13 protein-coding genes are annotated in these 16,977 nt (G+C 49.6%); 4 read left to right on the top strand and 9 right to left on the bottom strand.

Annotation, left to right across the window (positions count from 1 at the left end):
* Positions 1–138: 138 nt before the first annotated feature.
* The 5 genes from csrA to O9X78_RS02200 all read right to left on the bottom strand — a co-directional run bounded on the left by csrA (position 139) and on the right by O9X78_RS02200 (position 5,639).
* Positions 139–318 (bottom strand): carbon storage regulator CsrA, encoded by a 180-nt coding sequence (csrA, locus tag O9X78_RS02180; protein WP_269617968.1) that lies wholly within the window; start codon positions 316–318, stop codon positions 139–141.
* Between the two features lie 80 nt (positions 319–398).
* Positions 399–1,628, bottom strand: coding sequence for an aspartate kinase (locus O9X78_RS02185; protein ID WP_269617969.1), 1,230 nt, complete (start codon positions 1,626–1,628; stop codon positions 399–401).
* A gap of 111 nt (positions 1,629–1,739) precedes the next feature.
* Entirely contained in the window at positions 1,740–4,361 is a 2,622-nt protein-coding gene (gene alaS / locus O9X78_RS02190; RefSeq protein ID WP_269617970.1) for an alanine--tRNA ligase, read from the bottom strand.
* A gap of 185 nt (positions 4,362–4,546) precedes the next feature.
* The gene (locus O9X78_RS02195) at positions 4,547–4,732 is read right to left on the bottom strand and encodes a Trm112 family protein (RefSeq protein WP_269617971.1); all 186 of its coding nucleotides are present in this window, start codon (positions 4,730–4,732) and stop codon (positions 4,547–4,549) included.
* A gap of 73 nt (positions 4,733–4,805) precedes the next feature.
* Positions 4,806–5,639, bottom strand: a complete 834-nt coding sequence (locus O9X78_RS02200) for a M23 family metallopeptidase (RefSeq protein WP_269617972.1) — start codon at positions 5,637–5,639, stop codon at positions 4,806–4,808.
* Positions 5,640–5,717: 78 nt separating this feature from the next.
* Here O9X78_RS02200 and greB point away from each other — a divergent pair, with 78 nt between their 5' ends.
* Both greB and O9X78_RS02210 read left to right on the top strand, forming a co-directional pair.
* Positions 5,718–6,218, top strand: a complete 501-nt coding sequence (gene greB, locus O9X78_RS02205; protein ID WP_269617973.1) for a transcription elongation factor GreB — start codon at positions 5,718–5,720, stop codon at positions 6,216–6,218.
* A gap of 115 nt (positions 6,219–6,333) precedes the next feature.
* Complete coding sequence (locus tag O9X78_RS02210; RefSeq protein ID WP_269617974.1) at positions 6,334–7,620, top strand: alpha/beta hydrolase; 1,287 nt, start codon at positions 6,334–6,336, stop codon at positions 7,618–7,620.
* A 72-nt stretch (positions 7,621–7,692) separates the two neighbouring features.
* Here O9X78_RS02210 and O9X78_RS02215 read toward each other — a convergent pair whose 3' ends face one another.
* Genes O9X78_RS02215 through O9X78_RS02230 form a run of 4 tightly spaced genes read right to left on the bottom strand, consistent with a single transcriptional unit; the run spans position 7,693 to position 10,753 of the window.
* The gene (locus O9X78_RS02215) at positions 7,693–8,283 is read right to left on the bottom strand and encodes a DUF1134 domain-containing protein (protein WP_269617975.1); all 591 of its coding nucleotides are present in this window, start codon (positions 8,281–8,283) and stop codon (positions 7,693–7,695) included.
* A 48-nt stretch (positions 8,284–8,331) separates the two neighbouring features.
* Entirely contained in the window at positions 8,332–8,931 is a 600-nt protein-coding gene (locus O9X78_RS02220; RefSeq protein ID WP_269617976.1) for an NUDIX domain-containing protein, read from the bottom strand.
* Entirely contained in the window at positions 8,928–9,545 is a 618-nt protein-coding gene (locus O9X78_RS02225) for a uracil-DNA glycosylase family protein (RefSeq protein WP_332108500.1), read from the bottom strand. The genes O9X78_RS02220 and O9X78_RS02225 overlap by 4 nt, the downstream gene beginning before the upstream one ends.
* A gap of 29 nt (positions 9,546–9,574) precedes the next feature.
* The gene (locus O9X78_RS02230; RefSeq protein ID WP_269617977.1) at positions 9,575–10,753 is read right to left on the bottom strand and encodes a peptidoglycan-binding domain-containing protein; all 1,179 of its coding nucleotides are present in this window, start codon (positions 10,751–10,753) and stop codon (positions 9,575–9,577) included.
* 298 nt (positions 10,754–11,051) lie between these two features.
* Between O9X78_RS02230 and gcvP the strand changes: the two genes are divergently transcribed.
* Positions 11,052–13,928 carry an aminomethyl-transferring glycine dehydrogenase gene (gene gcvP / locus O9X78_RS02235; protein WP_269617978.1) on the top strand — a complete coding sequence of 959 codons (2,877 nt, stop codon included), beginning with the start codon at positions 11,052–11,054 and terminating at the stop codon, positions 13,926–13,928.
* A gap of 238 nt (positions 13,929–14,166) precedes the next feature.
* Positions 14,167–16,935, top strand: coding sequence for a hypothetical protein (locus O9X78_RS02240; RefSeq protein WP_269617979.1), 2,769 nt, complete (start codon positions 14,167–14,169; stop codon positions 16,933–16,935).
* Positions 16,936–16,977: the final 42 nt, after the last annotated feature.

Genomic DNA, 16,977 nt, shown 5'->3' on the forward strand with positions numbered 1-16,977 from the left:
CTTCTATTTAAGGTTTCCCAGTGATGGAATTCCAAAAAAGTAGAGCGTTAATCAGCACATAGCGCTGTTCAACGAATCGGGCGGCATGATACCACACTGAGAAAATAAGCAAAGACCTAGAGCGTCTTTTTCAGTGTATTACTTGTTGCCGTCCTTCTCTGTTTGAATACGTTCGTAAATTTCTTCACGGTGAACAGCGATGTCTTTGGGTGCATTAACCCCTAATCTGACTTGATTCCCTTTTACTCCGAGTACAGTAACGGTCACTTCATCACCAACCATCAAAGTCTCACCAATACGACGAGTTAAAATTAACATTATGGCATCTCCTTGTAAGGGCCCATCGCCACACCCTGGTGTAAATCCCTCTACAGCCCAGCGAAAATAGCGTTATAAATTTAAATACTGGGCTCCAAGTCCAACTCAAACGCTGCATGCAGCGACCGAACGGCTAGCTCCAAATACTTCTCATCAATCACCACCGAAATTTTTATTTCCGATGTCGTAATCAATTGGATATTGATTGACTCCTCCGCCAGAGTTTTGAACATTTTGCTGGCAATACCGGCATGGGAGCGCATTCCTACGCCAACCAAAGATACTTTGGCAATCTTGTCATCAGTTTTGACTTCTCGCGCACCTGTTTGTTTCACCAGCTTGCGCACAATGGCTTCAGTCTTGGCCATATCACCGCGACTTACTGTAAAGGTAAGATCTGTGGTGTTGTCTTCGGCAACGTTTTGAACAATAACGTCAACCTCTATATTTGCATCGCTGACTGGCCCCAGTATTTGGTAAGCCAAGCCAGGGGTATCCGGCACGCCTAAAACAGTAATTTTTGCTTCATCACGGGTGAAAGCAATACCCGAAATCGCCGGGTTTTCCATATCCGATTGTTCCTCCAAGCTAATTAATGTACCGGGGCCATCTTGGAAAGCATGAAGCACCCGCAAAGGTACATTGTACTTACCAGCAAACTCCACCGAGCGGATTTGTAACACCTTTGAACCTAAGCTGGCCATTTCCAGCATTTCTTCAAAGGTAATACGACTCAAACGACGTGCATTACTCACAACCCGCGGGTCAGTGGTATACACCCCGTCCACATCGGTATATATCTGGCACTCATCAGCTTTTAAGGCTGCCGCCAAGGCAACACCGGTGGTATCTGAACCGCCACGCCCCAAGGTAGTGATATTGCCGTTTTCATCGACACCTTGAAAGCCTGCCACCACCACAACATTACCAGCCGCTAAATCCTGTCTTATCTTTTCGTCGTCGATATCCCTGATTCGCGCCTTGGTATGAGCCTCATCAGTCAATATCCGTACCTGCGTCCCGGTATACGACTTAGCCCCCTGACCTAGATCATGTAAGGCCATACACAGCAGAGATATTGTCACCTGTTCACCGGTCGAAACCAGTACATCTAACTCCCGCGGAGTCGGCACTGACTGCATGGCCTTCGCCATTTCAATGAGACGATTGGTTTCGCCACTCATTGCAGACACTACGACAATAATGTCGTGTCCTTGCTCCCGAAAGCCTGCCACTTTTTTAGCTACGGCTTTTATACGCTCGACTGTGCCAACCGAGGTACCGCCAAATTTTTGAACTATCAGACTCATGATTCGCTTCTACTTAATAAACACCCACCGCAGAGGGCGCTCATTAAACACCAGATCAAATTTAAAGGAAATGACTCGTTGCGCGCTATAGGTGATTTACGTAGCGACGCGTTATTTACCGCGACAATAATCACGCGCCGCCTGTAACGCCAACGGAATGGCTGCACTGTCTGTTCCACCACCTTGGGCCATGTCGGGTCTACCACCACCCTTACCACCAACTGCCTCGGCAGCCAGCTTCATAATGTCGCCAGCCTTGAATCGATCGGTAAGATCCTTAGTCACGCCAGCAACCAAAGACACTTTTTCACCCTCATCGGCCGCGAGTAATAACACTCCCGAACCCAATTTATTCTTTAGTTGATCTGCCGTGTCTCGCAGAGATTTAGCATCTGCGCCGTCCAGCTTTGTTGCTAATACTTTGATGCCGTTAATCTCTTCAACTTGACTCATCAAATCGTTACCGGCAGAACTGGCCAGCTTACCCTTTAAGGCGCTGAGTTCTTTTTCAAGCTGCTTTTGCTGTGTAAGCAACTGCTGAACTTTATCGCCAAGCTTTTCTCGACCAGTTTTCAGTAGACCAGCCAAATGACTCAACTCATTCTCAGCATGGTCAAAGGCCGCTAACGCCGCTGCGCCGGTGACCGCCTCGATGCGTCGAACCCCAGCTGCAATGCCAGATTCTGCAGTAATGCGCATCACACCGATATCACCTGTGCGTTGCACGTGAGTACCACCACAAAGCTCGATAGAGAAGTCACCACCCATACTCAATACACGAACACTGTCACCGTATTTTTCACCAAACAACATCATAGCACCGCGCTTACCAGCACTTTCCATGTCCATCACTTCAGTCTGTACAGGGGTATTAAGGCGGATTTGCTGATTGACCAAGCCTTCGATTTCAACAAGTTCCTGCTTGGTAACGCCTTCGAAATGAGAGAAATCAAACCGTAGTCGCTGTGAATCAACCAGCGACCCCTTCTGGCTAACGTGCTCACCCAAAACCTGACGAAGAGCAGCATGTAATAAATGGGTCGCGGAATGATTCAATGCCGTTGCTTGACGAACATCGTTATCAACATCGGCATGCAGTGTTTCACCCTCGGCAATCACCCCGCTCAACACCACACCGTGATGCAAATGATGACCACCCGACTTATGGGTATCGCGCACTTCAAAACGAACACCTTCAGCGCTCAAAAACCCAGTATCACCAGCCTGACCACCCGACTCACCATAGAATGGCGTGCGATCTAAGATAATGATGCCAGCATCGCCCTCTTTTAAGGAGTTCACTCTCTGACCATCACGCAAAATAGCAACAACAATGGCATCGTCAGCAAGGCTCTGGTAGCCGCAGAATGTCGTTTCTCCGTCTAGTGCCAGCTCATTACTTAAATCTACTTTAAAATTAGATGCTGAACGAGCGCGAGTACGCTGCGCTTCCATTGCGGATTCGAAGCCATCTAAATCTAAAGTCAGACCATTTTCACGGGCGATATCTGCGGTAAGGTCAACGGGGAAACCATAGGTGTCGTAAAGTTTGAATACAGTCTCACCGGGAATTTGCGTCGCCGTTAACCCTTCCAAATCCTGCTCGAGGATTTTCATACCCTGCTCAAGGGTTTTGGCAAATTGCTCTTCTTCTTGCAGTAACACCTTCTCAATTTGCGCCTGCCGAATAACTAGCTCTGGATAGGCCTCGCCCATCTCATGCGCGAGCGGTGCCACCAATTTATGGAAAAACGCCGCTGTTGCTCCAAGCTTATTACCATGACGAGCGGCGCGACGAATAATCCGGCGCAAGACATAACCGCGCCCTTCATTTGACGGCATCACGCCATCTGACACCAAAAATGCGCAGGAGCGAATATGGTCGGCAATAACACGCAGCGATGTATGCTCAAGATCACTGACATTTAAAACGCCAGCGGTAGCGGTGATTAAATTCTGAAAGAGGTCAATTTCGTAGTTGCTGTGAACGTGCTGCATAACCGCAGAGATACGCTCCAGCCCCATGCCAGTGTCTACCGAAGGGGCAGGCAGTGGCGCCATAGTGCCATCGGCGTCACGGTTGAATTGCATGAAAACGTTGTTCCAGATCTCTATGTAACGGTCACCGTCTTCGTCTGGACTGCCCGGTGGGCCGCCAAACACGTCTTCACCGTGGTCATAAAAAATCTCGGTACACGGACCACAGGGACCTGTGTCACCCATAGACCAAAAGTTATCAGATGCGTATTTGCCGCCTTTATTGTCGCCAATGCGAACCATACGCTCTGCGGGAACACCCACTTCTTGGTTCCAAATTTGATAAGCTTCTTCGTCGTCGGCGTACACGGTGACCCATAGCTTTTCCGCCGGAATGGCCATCCATTCTGACGAGGTCAAAAATTCCCAAGCAAAGGTAATGGCGTCGCGTTTAAAATAATCACCGAAACTAAAGTTACCCAGCATTTCAAAAAAAGTGTGGTGACGCGCGGTATAACCTACATTCTCTAAATCGTTGTGCTTACCACCCGCGCGAACACAGCGCTGCGAGCTCACTGCTCGAACATAGTTGCGTTTCTCGCGGCCCAAAAATGTGTCTTTGAATTGCACCATCCCTGCGTTGGTAAACAACAACGTAGGGTCGTTACCTGGCACTAAAGAACTACTGGCGACGTGAGTATGTCCTTTACCTTCAAAATATTTGATAAAGGCTTCGCGAATGGCGGCGCTTTTCATTGAAACTCTCTCACTCCATGGGCACTTTTTCGGTCGCGGATGAACATCACACAACTACTCATCGCCACAGACCAAGCCTGGGCGAAAAAACGCCAAGTATATCGAAATTACGGGTATTTGTATCGGGTTTGAGCGGTTAGCGCGACCTTAGCCGCGCAACACATCTACCGCAAATAAAGCTGAAACTAGCCTAATTTCTCATCCGTGGTTAACGCACGTGCTTCAGACTCTAGCATGACGGGAATCCCGTCGCGGATCGGGTAAGCAAGGCCACTTGCGCGACACACCAATTCATTGCGCTTTTGATCGTAATCTAAGGGTGCTTTGCTAACGGGGCATACCAGTATTTCTAATAGTTTCTTATCTATCATTGGTTTCTTCACACTCAAATTCATTGTTTTTCAGCGTCGTCACGACGCCAATCGGTTCTTTGTAGCGCCGTTCTTAGTGCCCTGCCGCTTGATCGTGCGCAGGCATTGGGCCAATAATCAGTGCAGGATCAAGCCGCCGATCAGACCAGTTTATCCGCCAGTCTAAATGCGGCCCGGTTGCGCGCCCTGTCGCCCCTACTTCTGCGATGGCATCTCCCTGTTTAACTTCCTGCCCTTCCTCTACCAATATTTTACTGAGGTGGATAAAGGTCGAAGACACGCCCAAACCATGATCAATAATCAAGGTGCCGCCAGAGTAAAACATGTCTGGGTAAGCTAAGGTCACAACACCATCTATCGGTGCCGATACCAGCGTACCGGTGGGCGCCGCGATATCCAATCCATAGTGCGGCCGGCCGGGGTTGCCATTATAGACACGCTGACTGCCGAATACACCCGTAATGGGGCCAAGCAGCGGCCATTTAAATTCATTTACAAAATCCTGCCTAGTGGTGAATTGACTACGCGCCTTACTCACCAAGGCGCCTTCACGCCGAATTCGTTCTAAAACACTTGCAGGTGGCGTAACCGTTTGCTGAGGAACACCATTAACACGCTGTACGTCGTAGCTACGCTGTACAATACTTAACTGCTGCTCTGCGCACTCTCCTTCGGGGCTACAGACTTTCAGGCTTGCCGTAGGCCCCGCGTCGCGGTCAAAGCCCGCCACAAACAAACCATTTTCTGCAACCGCCAGCGCCTTACCATCCAGTGCCGCAGAACTGCCGGGCGCAACCATTGCCCATATCAGCCCACCTTGCTCTAAACTGCCGTTCAAATTCAGTTCTGCATGCGCACCGGCGGTAATACCCAACAGTGCAAGCCCTGCTACAAACCAACTTTTCATTATTCGCTATCCTTTAATGGCGACCGCTGCGCTACCATAGCGCGCTATGATTCGTTAAATAAAGTACCCAATAATATTATGTCTCGCTACCGTCCACCCCAACCTAAAGGCGCCTGCTATATTACCCCAGAGGGCGAGAAGGCGCTTCGCGACGAAGTTCGCCAACTCTGGAAAATAGAACGCCCTCAAGTAACTGCCACCGTACACGAAGCGGCGAAGAACGGCGATCGCTCAGAAAACGGCGATTATATTTACGGGAAACGACGCCTCAGAGAAATAGATAGCCGAGTTCGCTTTCTCACCAAACGCTTAGAGGAGCTAACTGTTGTTTCACATACCCCCAGTGATCACAGCAAAGTCTACTTCGGCGCATGGGTGACCGTAGAAAACGACGCGGGCGACGAATGCGAATATCGTATTGTTGGCCCCGACGAATTCGATTTAGCACTGCGCAAATTATCAATGGATTCGCCACTGGCAAAAGCCATGCTGGGCAAGCGACTCGATGATGAGGTCATCGTCTCCACCCCCGCCGGCAACCAAAACTACCACATTGTTCGCATTCGCTACGGTGACTAGCCGCCATTAAGACACGGGATCTGGCGGCTAATTCCCACATGGTAGAGATCGTCATTCACATATCCTATTATGGACACAAATTTCCCCATCGCGACCTCATTAAAGAGACTTAGCTATGTTGCTGTTATCACTAATTTGGGCTTGGACGGCATGGAACGTCTATCACCCCCATAAATCTGCACCTGAATTACTTGGCGTGCTCAGTTTTATATTCGGTTTTCTAACCGGGGAACTCGCGATACATATCATCGCAATCGAGGTCGCCTTAACCCTACTTATTATTATGGTCGGCGAACTTAGTGGTCTTAGCGATGCCTTGGGTTTGGCGATTGCCATTTGTAGTTGGGCAGCCATAGCCATTTTCTATTTTCGTGCTCAACGCGCCGACCCCATCATGGCGCAAGCCGTGCGCTATGCATTGCAATTAAGCCCGGAACAAACTCTAGATACCAGCAGTTCGCTGCTAATTGAAGCAGATGCAAAACGTCTGGCAAAACCCTTCGACTACAAACTGCCCAATGTGCAACGCCGCAAGAATATCGAATACTCTCGCGTCGCTGGCCGCTCGCTGCGCGTAGACATTTATCACCGAGCAGACACCCCAAAAAATGCACCGGTGTTATTTCAAATGCACGGCGGAGCATGGCTAGAAAAGATGGGCAGTAAGAACGAGCAAGCGCTGCCATTGATGAACCAGATGGCAGCCAATGGCTGGGTCTGCGTTGCCGTCGAGTATCGCCTTAGCCCAGGTTCGACATTCCCAGATCACATCATTGACTGCAAACGAGCACTGCATTGGATAAAAGAAAATATTAGCGAATATGGCGGCAACCCAAATTTCGTTATCGCCACCGGCGGCTCGGCTGGCGGGCATTTATCTTCTCTACTCGCATTAAGTGCCAATGCACCCGAGTTTCAACCGGGATTTGAGGATGCTGACACAAGTGTACAAGGCTGCATCCCCTTCTATGGCGTATACGACTTTTTAAATAGCCAAGGTCAACGTAGCAGTGAATCCTTAAGTCAGTGGATTTCAGCAAAAGTGCTTAAGAAAACCCGAGCTGAGTCACCGGAGCTATGGCGGCAAGCCTCTCCTTTATACTGGGTACACAAGGACGCACCACCCTTCTTACTTATTCACGGTGAAGCTGACACATTAGTGCCCGTGCAAGAATCGCGAGTGCTTTACGAGGCATTGAAAGAAGTGTCACAACAAGCCGTTAGCTATGCCGAATTACCCGACGCACAGCATGCCTTCGACATTCCAGTGTCTCTTCGCACCCAAATTGTCGTCAATCATCTGACGGTCTATTTAAACGAGCTTTACCGCAGGCACTTACAAACTAACTCAGAAAACGCGGTTGAAAAAACGGAAGCGGAAATCGAGGAAGTGGAAGACTAGACAACAGAGTTTTAGGACTTAAAAAATAAGGGGAGCAATTGCTCCCCTTATTTTTACATTGTTGTAAGGAAATCAAAACGGTATCCATGATTTCTTATCGCTGTAGTGTACATAACCAACATTCGCGCCAGCACGCAAGCCAACTCCCGTTCTAATCGGCGCTAAGATCAGGTCGCCATTTTGCTGATAATTTACACCAACACCCGCTACCACATAAAAGCTGCCATCTACGCCGGGAATGCGCTGCATAAGCTGCTCGATGTCATTTAGATGATAGACGAGGGTAAATACTTTAGAGGCATTTGCCCCCATATCGAATCCGACAGACGGACCCTGCCAAAAGATCGGCAACACATCGCCGTTGTAGCGCTGCACTTCACCTTGGCCATAGCGAACACCGACACCCAGAGCCGCAGAAACCTCTTCCCCAGCAATAATTGCGTTGGGGCTTCCCTGCTCTTCAAATACTTTCTCAATGGCCTTGGCTAAACCCGCCGTTGTTTCACCAAAAAAGGAATCGGCTTTTGCTAGAACCTCCTCTTTAGTGAAGCCCTCACTAGCTTCAGACTTGGCTGCAACGTCGGCGGCAAATACCGGCGCAGCCAAACTTAAAACAAACACCAATGACGTGCACATCAGATAGTGGATACGATTACTCTTCATATTTTTCTCCATGTAGTATGTAGACTATTCTCTTTCTTATGGTAAAAATTACTGCGCAAGTTCTGGAAGTACTGCAAACACCTGCCGCAAATCACCACCACAACTCAGCAGTAAAATCTGTAATTTAAGAAGTGCAGCGACGCTTATCGCGTCTGTTATTCTGCCATCCATCGCCATCGATATCGCTTCACCTACCGGCACACGACGCACCACAATATCTTCGGTTGGCTCTAAATCTGCCTCGCCTTGAATCAAATCCAGAGCCAAGAAAATCTCGCCGCGCTCATCTGTTACCGAGTTTGAGGTATGCAAATCCATTAACTTTGCCCAGCGCCCCGCAGTAAGTCCCGTTTCTTCTGCCAGCTCGCGGCTTGCAGTATTAAGCGGTGAACTACCGAGTGGACAACCACCTTCAGGTATCTCCCAGCTGCTTTCCTCTAACGGGTAGCGGTATTGTTTCACTAAATACGTAAATCCGTCATCGTCTAACGGAACAATGCCAACCGCGATACTCTGAAAGCAAACCTTACCATAAATTCCATCAGTGCCCGCCGGGGTCTTTACTTCATGATGCTCAACTCGCAACCACGGGTTTTCGTAGACTGTTTCACAGCTTAGCTGCTGCCAAGGACCAAGCACTTTGCTCATAGATTATCCATAATGGGTTTTACACGCTGCCGAAGCTTAGGTATCACATCGGTATCAAACCAAGGGTTACGTCGTAACCACATTTGATTTCGCGGTGAAGGATGAGGTAAAGGGAAAAACCGACTGTCACCGGGATGCTTTTCTACCCTTTCAGTGAGGGTTTTGTATGTATCAGTTAAATAATAATTTTGCGCATACTGGCCGATGAGTAAAATCAGCTCAATTGACGGCATATGCGCCAACAAGCGCTCATGCCACAAGGGCGCGCACTCTTTGCGGGGAGGTAAATCGCCAGATTGACCTTTGCCGGGATAACAAAACCCCATAGGCATAATAGCTAGACGTTTATCGTTATAAAATTGATCTCGATCGATGGCTAACCACTGCCGCAATCGATCACCAGAGGGGTCATTCCACGGAATTCCACTTTCGTGGACGCGAGTACCGGGCGCTTGACCAACAATGAGTATTCGCGCTGCGGTATCTGCCACGACCACCGGGCGCGGCCCCAAAGGTAATACCGCACTGCAATATTGGCAATCACGAATGGTGCTGAGTAATGACGGCAAGGTTTCCATGCCGGTATTGTGCGCCGCTACAATTGCCAGCGGCAAGTAAATCACAAACTATACGAGGCAAATACTCAGTTGATAGTGTCACCATCAATACCAAGAGCCCTTAATGTTTCTGATGACAAGCGCCCTGTCGCCAGTCCTTTTTTCTTTTGAAAGTCATGAATAGCAGCCAAGGTGTGCTTACCTAAAATGCCATCTATACCACCGGTGCCGTAGTCTAATTTACGCAGTGCTCGCTGAACGCGATAAACCAATTCCTTAGTGATTTCCCGTTCACACGGCACCATCCGCCAATCGAGTCGTGCGTCGGCCACTTTTTCTCGATAACTGTATTCTTTATATACTGGGGCAATTTGATGAACAAGTTCGCGCTCTGGCTCTAAGACCCGCTGCGCCTTCACCGTTTTATACGTGGCTGGAATTCGCTCCTCGATAGTATGCTCTGGCACGTCTACCACTTTTTTGCGCAGCGTTTCATATACCGCAGGTTCAACTACCTTTCGGTATTTGGCTGGTTCAACCAGTACCTGCTTTTTAATTTGACGGTAGCGAGCGGGTATCCGCTCCTGATGAACGATCTCGCCACTTTCCTCATCAATTTTTTCTATATCTCCCCGCCCCGGCCGCCATACCCACTCCTCCGGGGTATCAATCACTTCCTCAACCACCGTATCAAAACGAGCCGCGCTGACTAATTCCTGACGACTACGGGCGGGTAACACCTGCGTTCGCTCTTCCTTCCACTTATACGTTGCAGGCACAAGCTTGAGACGCACATGCTCTTCGCTGACGAGCACCTGCTCATCAAACCACTCCAACTTTGCGGGTAACGTTTCTCGGCGCTCACTCGCCTCTTTAACTATCCGCCGTTCAACTCGATCGACGTAGTTTGGCGGCACCAGAAGCTTGGCATAGCATCGGCCTGTTTCCGCATCTGGGGGCATGGAGGGTAAGACATCGCTGCTATCTAGACTCGGCGAGCGTGCCTTCATTTTCTCAATTTCGATCAACGCGTCAGCCAGCGCGACCTCCAAAGAGGAAATACGCTCCTCTTTAGGACTGGGTTCCGGAGCAAGTTGGCCGCTCGCCGGCGGCGTAGACATACAGGCGGTAACGCTCAGCATCCCAAACATTGCTGCTATACCGACGGAAAAGCGAGTCATTACCAAAAACAAGCCTCGACGCCCAGTCATCTGCCTACCAAATACCACCGCCAACCTCTTAATCATGATGTTAGAGGACATCATCTTATACCGGTGAGACTAAGCTTATCGAGAGGGTAAACGCCCTTAATTCCATTATTTTCAAGGACTAAGGTACACAGAAATACTTTGTGTGTTACTGAACTAGACCAACTGTCAACGATCAATAAAATATTAGAAATTATTTTGCCTAATTACGCTGATGAATACACAAATTTGCGTCATGAATATGAGGGTATATGACGACAATTTCTGGATTGATCGCGGAAAATTGCCAAGGAAAAAAAAGCCCCAATATGATTTAATGGCGGCCGCATCCCCGTCGACGTAGGCAAATCAAAGCATGACCAAAAATCTTACCGCGCTATCGCAAAGTGACGACTTCTTAATCCGCCATATTGGTCCGAATGAAAGCCAAACTGCGGCTATGTTACATACTGTTGGCGCGAGCTCTCTTGACGATCTTATCCGGCAAACTGTGCCTGCCTCCATTCTGCGCGGCGATATGCCACTACCACCACCACAAAGTGAAACCGCTGCCCTCGCGCGCCTGCGCGCCATGGCAGAAAAGAACCAAGTTGCGCGCTCGTTTATTGGTGCTGGCTACTACGGCACCATCACGCCGCCGGTTATTCTACGCAACGTTTTAGAAAATCCCGGTTGGTACACGGCTTACACGCCTTACCAGCCAGAGATTGCACAGGGACGCCTAGAGGCCCTTCTTAATTTCCAGCAAATGGTAATTGACCTGACTGGCCTAGAGCTGGCGAATGCATCGCTGCTTGACGAGGCAACCGCCGCTGCCGAAGCGATGGCAATGTGTAAACGGTCCGCGCGTAAAAACAAAAGTAATGTGTTTTTTATTGATCATAGCTGCCACCCGCAAACCATGGCTGTTCTTAAAACGCGGGCGCTTCCATTGGGCCTAGAAATTATCATCGGCGATGCCGAAACGGAGCTAGCCAGCACGCCTTGCTTCGGTGTTTTGCTCCAATACCCGGCTACTGACGGCAACGTAAAAAACCTGTCTGCCATTGCTAGCCAAGCAAAAAGCCAAGACACCATGACCGTCGTAGCGGCGGATATTATGAGCCTACTACTACTCACGCCACCCGGTGAACAAGGTGCAGATATCGTGGTCGGTAGCGCCCAACGCTTTGGCGTACCCATGGGCTTCGGCGGTCCCCACGCCGCATTCTTTGCAACCCGCGACAGCTTTAAGCGATCAATACCGGGCCGTATTATTGGCGTATCTATCGACAGCCGTGGCAACCGCGCACTGCGAATGGCAATGCAAACCCGCGAGCAACACATCCGCCGCGAAAAAGCGACGTCAAATATATGCACCTCGCAAGCACTGCTCGCCATTATGGCGGTGTTCTACGCCATCTATCACGGCCCCGACGGTCTAAAAACCATCGCTCAGCGCATTAACCGTATGACCGGCATTTTTGCCGCAGGCCTAGCGCAACTGGGGTACACCACCAATACTGAATTTTTCGATACGGTGTCGATAAAAACCGGTGACAATACTACCCGCATTGCAGACACTGCTGAAAACGCACTCCTGAATTTGCGCCGCGGCAGCGAACAGCTCAGTGTGAGCTTCGACGAAACAACTACCGTTGACGATCTTGAAAAACTTTGGGCAGTCTTTGCCGCTGATAAACCGCTGCCATCTGTCAGCAAGCTCGATGAAGAACTAGCTGACATGCCCGGCATTCCAGAAGATCTACGTCGCAAAAGTAGTTATCTTCGCCACCCCGTTTTTCACCAGCACCGCTCAGAAACGGAAATGCTGCGTTACATGAATAGACTTGAGCGCAAAGATATTGCTTTGAATCATTCCATGATTGCCCTCGGCTCCTGCACGATGAAGCTAAATGCTACCGCCGAGATGATACCAATCACGTGGCCTGAATTCGGCAACATCCACCCCTTTGCACCGCGCAACCAAGTGACGGGTTATTTACAACTCGTTGACGAACTAGAACAGCAGTTAATGGCCTGTACTGGTTACGACAAATTTTCAATGCAGCCGAATGCGGGCTCGCAGGGTGAATACGCTGGGCTGCTTGCCATCAAGCGCTACCATGAAAGCCGAGGTGACACTGCCCGCGACATCTGCTTAATTCCAAGTTCGGCCCACGGCACCAACCCTGCGTCTGCCGCCATGGCGGGAATGCGCGTTGTCATCGTTGGTTGCGATGAATTGGGCAATGTTGATATCGAAGATCTCCGCCAAAAGGCTGCGCGCCACGCAGATCAATTGTCTGCGTTGATGGTGACTTATCCGTCCACACACGGGGTTTTCGAGGAAGGCATTCGCGAAATTTGTGATATCACCCATCAATACGGCGGCCAAGTTTACGTTGACGGCGCCAACATGAATGCCTTGGTTGGTCTCGCAGCACCCGGTGAATTCGGCGCAGACGTCTCACATCTTAATTTGCACAAAACCTTCTGTATTCCCCACGGCGGCGGTGGCCCCGGCATGGGCCCAATCGGGGTGAAAGCACATTTGGCCCCATTCTTACCTAACCACCCAGTATTTCCTGTGGAAGGTTTAGATGTAAGCAACGACACAGTTTCTGGCGCCACATATGGCAGCGCTGGGATATTGCCCATCTCATGGACCTACATTGCGCTTATGGGCGCTTCGGGTTTAAAGAAAGCCACCCAAGTTGCAATACTCAATGCCAACTACATCGCCACACGTCTGAACGAGCACTACCCGGTGTTGTATACCGGGCGGAACGGCCGGGTAGCGCACGAGTGCATCATCGATTTACGACCGCTCAAAGAAAGCACTGGCATCAGCGAGGAAGATATCGCCAAGCGACTCATGGACTACGGATTCCATGCACCCACGATGTCCTTCCCGGTTCCGGGCACCCTGATGATTGAGCCGACTGAGAGCGAATCGAAAATGGAGATCGATCGTTTCTGCGAGGCCATGATTCACATACGCAGAGAGGCTGGCCGAGTTGAAAGCGGGCAACTACCTGCGGACGACAACCCACTAGTCAACGCGCCCCACACCCTCGCTGACATAATTGCCGACTGGGACCGCCCCTACTCCAAAGAGGAAGCGGGATTTCCGGTCGCAAGTTTACGCGACAATAAATACTGGCCCACCGTCAATCGTATTGACAATGTCTTTGGAGATCGCAATTTAATATGCTCCTGCCCTCCTATCGAGAGCTACGAGCAAGGCTAAAACATAGCCCCCGAAAGGGGGCAAAACTTGTCTTATACGCTGATTTCAAATAATTTTTTCGAGGCAATACCCTTTTTTCATACCCACTTCACAGAATTCTAAACAATTTTCGCTCTAACATGGATGCTTAGACGCAGATAGTGTTGTTTTTACGTATAACATCCGTGAAACTACGTACACTAAAAATTCCATTTTTCGCTTGACTGTATTTCGGCTTGTCTCTCCGGGAGGGGAATAAATGAAAACGAATATCTTAGCCTTATCGTTGGCACTAACAACGAGCTTACTCGTTGCTTGCGGCGGTGGTGGTGACGCACGCAGCCCAGACCGCCCAAACCCCGGATTAGATCCTAGTTCACTTCGAATTGACTTCCCACTTGGAAATCAATTAGCAGGCACAGGTACCAATAGCATTCCCGCAAGAATGCTAGCTCTTCAGACTGACGGTGTGGAGTCTAATCTCGGGCCTGAGTTAAACGTGACTAGAAACACACAATGGTCTTTAGGTGGGAGCGTTGGTAACCCCGCCATTGTTGGTCTTGCAGACGAAGTAAGAGACGCAGGGCAACTACGCGACGTTCTAGACATACTAAGCAAAGTAAGACTTGCAAGTACCGATACTCTGAAAAACCTTACGCTAACTGGCAGATATAATTTCGAAGGTACGCCATACACAATCATCGAGCCTTTCACCATTGTTCCACCCGTTGTTAGTGGACCAAAATACATCAGTGGGCAGACGGTTATCACCTTCAACCCGGCTGCAGCTGGCGCAACTCAAACTGCCAACTACCAACTTTTGCAGAATTTACAAGGACTACCTGGGGTAACCGAAAACTCGACTCTTAATGCGACATTCTGCTCGAGTAATAACAGTATTTTCGAATTTGGTATAACCCAAACAAACAACGGCAATGCCGTTGCACCCGCCACTATTACCAATCCATTTACCGCCGACAGTCAATCTCAGATTCCCATTACCATTCGGGCAATCTCAAAAGGTGGCGATTGCAACGATAATACCGTTACTGAAATCGCATCATTAATCGTCAATCTTATACCCGCGACTGTCAGCACAGTCACTGCTTGCGTCGTAGCCAACCCCGCGGCGGACGTATGCAGCGGCAACACAACTAACCAGAAATTCTTTAACGCCACCAAATACCTAAGCAGCTGCAAAGGCTTAGACAATACCACCGTCAAGTTACCTGCAGCACAACGCATACAATTGGTCGCTAGACTTACCTACACCAACCCATCGGTTCCGAACCAAACTGCATTCACCACGTATCAATGTTCTGAAGAAGACATCTTGGCTTGGTCTGCGACACCGACCGCAATTTTCTCTGAAGGCCCAGACGAGACAGACGGCGATGCATCACTAGTCAGTCAAGCACAATTCGCCACTCTTTCAGAGGCAAACCGTAAGAGTGCCGCGAAGGCAAGCTACACAGTGGGTGAAACAACTCTCACCGATACCTTAGACCTGCAGTTAGTCGATGCCGAAGTTAGTGCGGTGACAATTGTGCGCGCTGATGGCCTCATGCCGCCAAACAACACTGATACAATTTTCTTAAACGCGTTCAACGATGGTATCGACTACATTGCTATGTGCACCTTTGTCGATTTAGATTCGTCGAATACTATTCGCTGCCCCGCTGGCCAAGTTAGTTGGTCAGTAGATAGACCAAGTGTCCTGTCTGTAAACCCAGCGAATGCGTCAAACACCACCACAGCGAGCCCAGTAAAAGACACCACAGGAACTGGCAACGTTGTTTTAACCGCAAAATACGTCGGCAGCCTTGGTAATAAATTCGCTACCCGCACCATCAATGCCGTTGATGACGACGTTGTCGAATTGCATCTTTACCAAGCCTCAAATGCTAACTCCCCGGATGACGTCACCATTGACGAGTTCTCTTGTGTAGGGCGTACTGATTTAGTCGGCACAGTTGCTGATGGCGAAAACTATATCCCTGGAGACCAGCGCTTCTATGTTTTCGCACTATTTGAAAGTGGCGAAAACGACATGAGCCCCGAATTTTTGGCCAACCCTAAGAAAGAGGGCTCTCCACTAGTAGACGTAACCGATCGTGAGCGGCTCATCTTCTCAGCACTTCCGGGCTACTGGTCTGGTAACGCCAATGCTTCACCTAGCTGCGTATCAAGCGCAGTCCCTGGCCTGCCGGGCGCAGATGAATTACCTGGCCTAGATCAACTACCGGGCTTCGATCAACTACCTGGTTTTGATCAAATTCCGGGCCTACCTGAGACATCGAGCACACCTGCTGCTAGCTTCAGTGGCAACCCTGACGAAAAAGGCTACCTCAAATCTCGTGGCCTACTGCGTCTAAGCACTGTATGCGTACAGGCCTTTATAGACACCGATAACGACGGCTTTACCGACGGCGACATTGTTACTGAAGAAGGCTCTACTGTTCTGATTTTACCAGCCGCTAACGATGACCTGTTGACCTTCTCTAACGAGCTATGTGAAACACTTGAACCAGTATTGACCTTAGGCGGAAACTTCCCAGGACTAGAAGGGCCCGGTATCGTACTTCCTCTGGTGTACACCTTAAGTACAATTGCTGACCCAATTCTCACAGCCTTAGCCACCAACGATGACGGCGGCGTAATTCCTGTTGAAGGACTCGTTGATGCACTAATCACAGGTAATTTCTCGGCAATCAATGAGAACTTCCCTGACAGCCCAATTGGTGGCTTAGGGCAAGTAACCAATGCGTTAGTTGGAGACGGCGCTCCATTAAGCCCTGTTATTCAAGTGCTTGATGCCTGCGCAGTGGATCCGCTCACTACCGTAGTCGGCACTTTGCTAGACGCTTTACTAGGTCTCAATCCTGACGCATTCAGCGAGTTAGCCGGCATTAACTTTGACGACTGCCAAGATGTATTCGGGAACTTCTCTATTCCCGAGCTCCCAGGTGGCGGTGGATTACCAGACTTACCGGGTGCTGGCGGTTTACCTGGCCTGCCAACGCCCTAACAAAGAAGTAAACGCGACCGTAAGGTCGCGTTTTAATATGTG

It is taken from the genome of Zhongshania aquatica (genome assembly GCF_027257955.1).
GTDB classification, from domain to species: Bacteria; Pseudomonadota; Gammaproteobacteria; order Pseudomonadales; family Spongiibacteraceae; genus Spongiibacter; species Spongiibacter aquatica.

Coding starts and splice junctions, on each gene's coding strand:
- csrA (WP_269617968.1), bottom strand. CDS start 318: ATGTTAATTTTAACTCGTCGTATTGGTGAGACTTTGATGGTTGGTGAT.
- O9X78_RS02185 (WP_269617969.1), bottom strand. CDS start 1,628: ATGAGTCTGATAGTTCAAAAATTTGGCGGTACCTCGGTTGGCACAGTC.
- alaS (WP_269617970.1), bottom strand. CDS start 4,361: ATGAAAAGCGCCGCCATTCGCGAAGCCTTTATCAAATATTTTGAAGGT.
- O9X78_RS02195 (WP_269617971.1), bottom strand. CDS start 4,732: ATGATAGATAAGAAACTATTAGAAATACTGGTATGCCCCGTTAGCAAA.
- O9X78_RS02200 (WP_269617972.1), bottom strand. CDS start 5,639: ATGAAAAGTTGGTTTGTAGCAGGGCTTGCACTGTTGGGTATTACCGCC.
- greB (WP_269617973.1), top strand. CDS start 5,718: ATGTCTCGCTACCGTCCACCCCAACCTAAAGGCGCCTGCTATATTACC.
- O9X78_RS02210 (WP_269617974.1), top strand. CDS start 6,334: ATGTTGCTGTTATCACTAATTTGGGCTTGGACGGCATGGAACGTCTAT.
- O9X78_RS02215 (WP_269617975.1), bottom strand. CDS start 8,283: ATGAAGAGTAATCGTATCCACTATCTGATGTGCACGTCATTGGTGTTT.
- O9X78_RS02220 (WP_269617976.1), bottom strand. CDS start 8,931: ATGAGCAAAGTGCTTGGTCCTTGGCAGCAGCTAAGCTGTGAAACAGTC.
- O9X78_RS02230 (WP_269617977.1), bottom strand. CDS start 10,753: ATGATGTCCTCTAACATCATGATTAAGAGGTTGGCGGTGGTATTTGGT.
- gcvP (WP_269617978.1), top strand. CDS start 11,052: ATGACCAAAAATCTTACCGCGCTATCGCAAAGTGACGACTTCTTAATC.
- O9X78_RS02240 (WP_269617979.1), top strand. CDS start 14,167: ATGAAAACGAATATCTTAGCCTTATCGTTGGCACTAACAACGAGCTTA.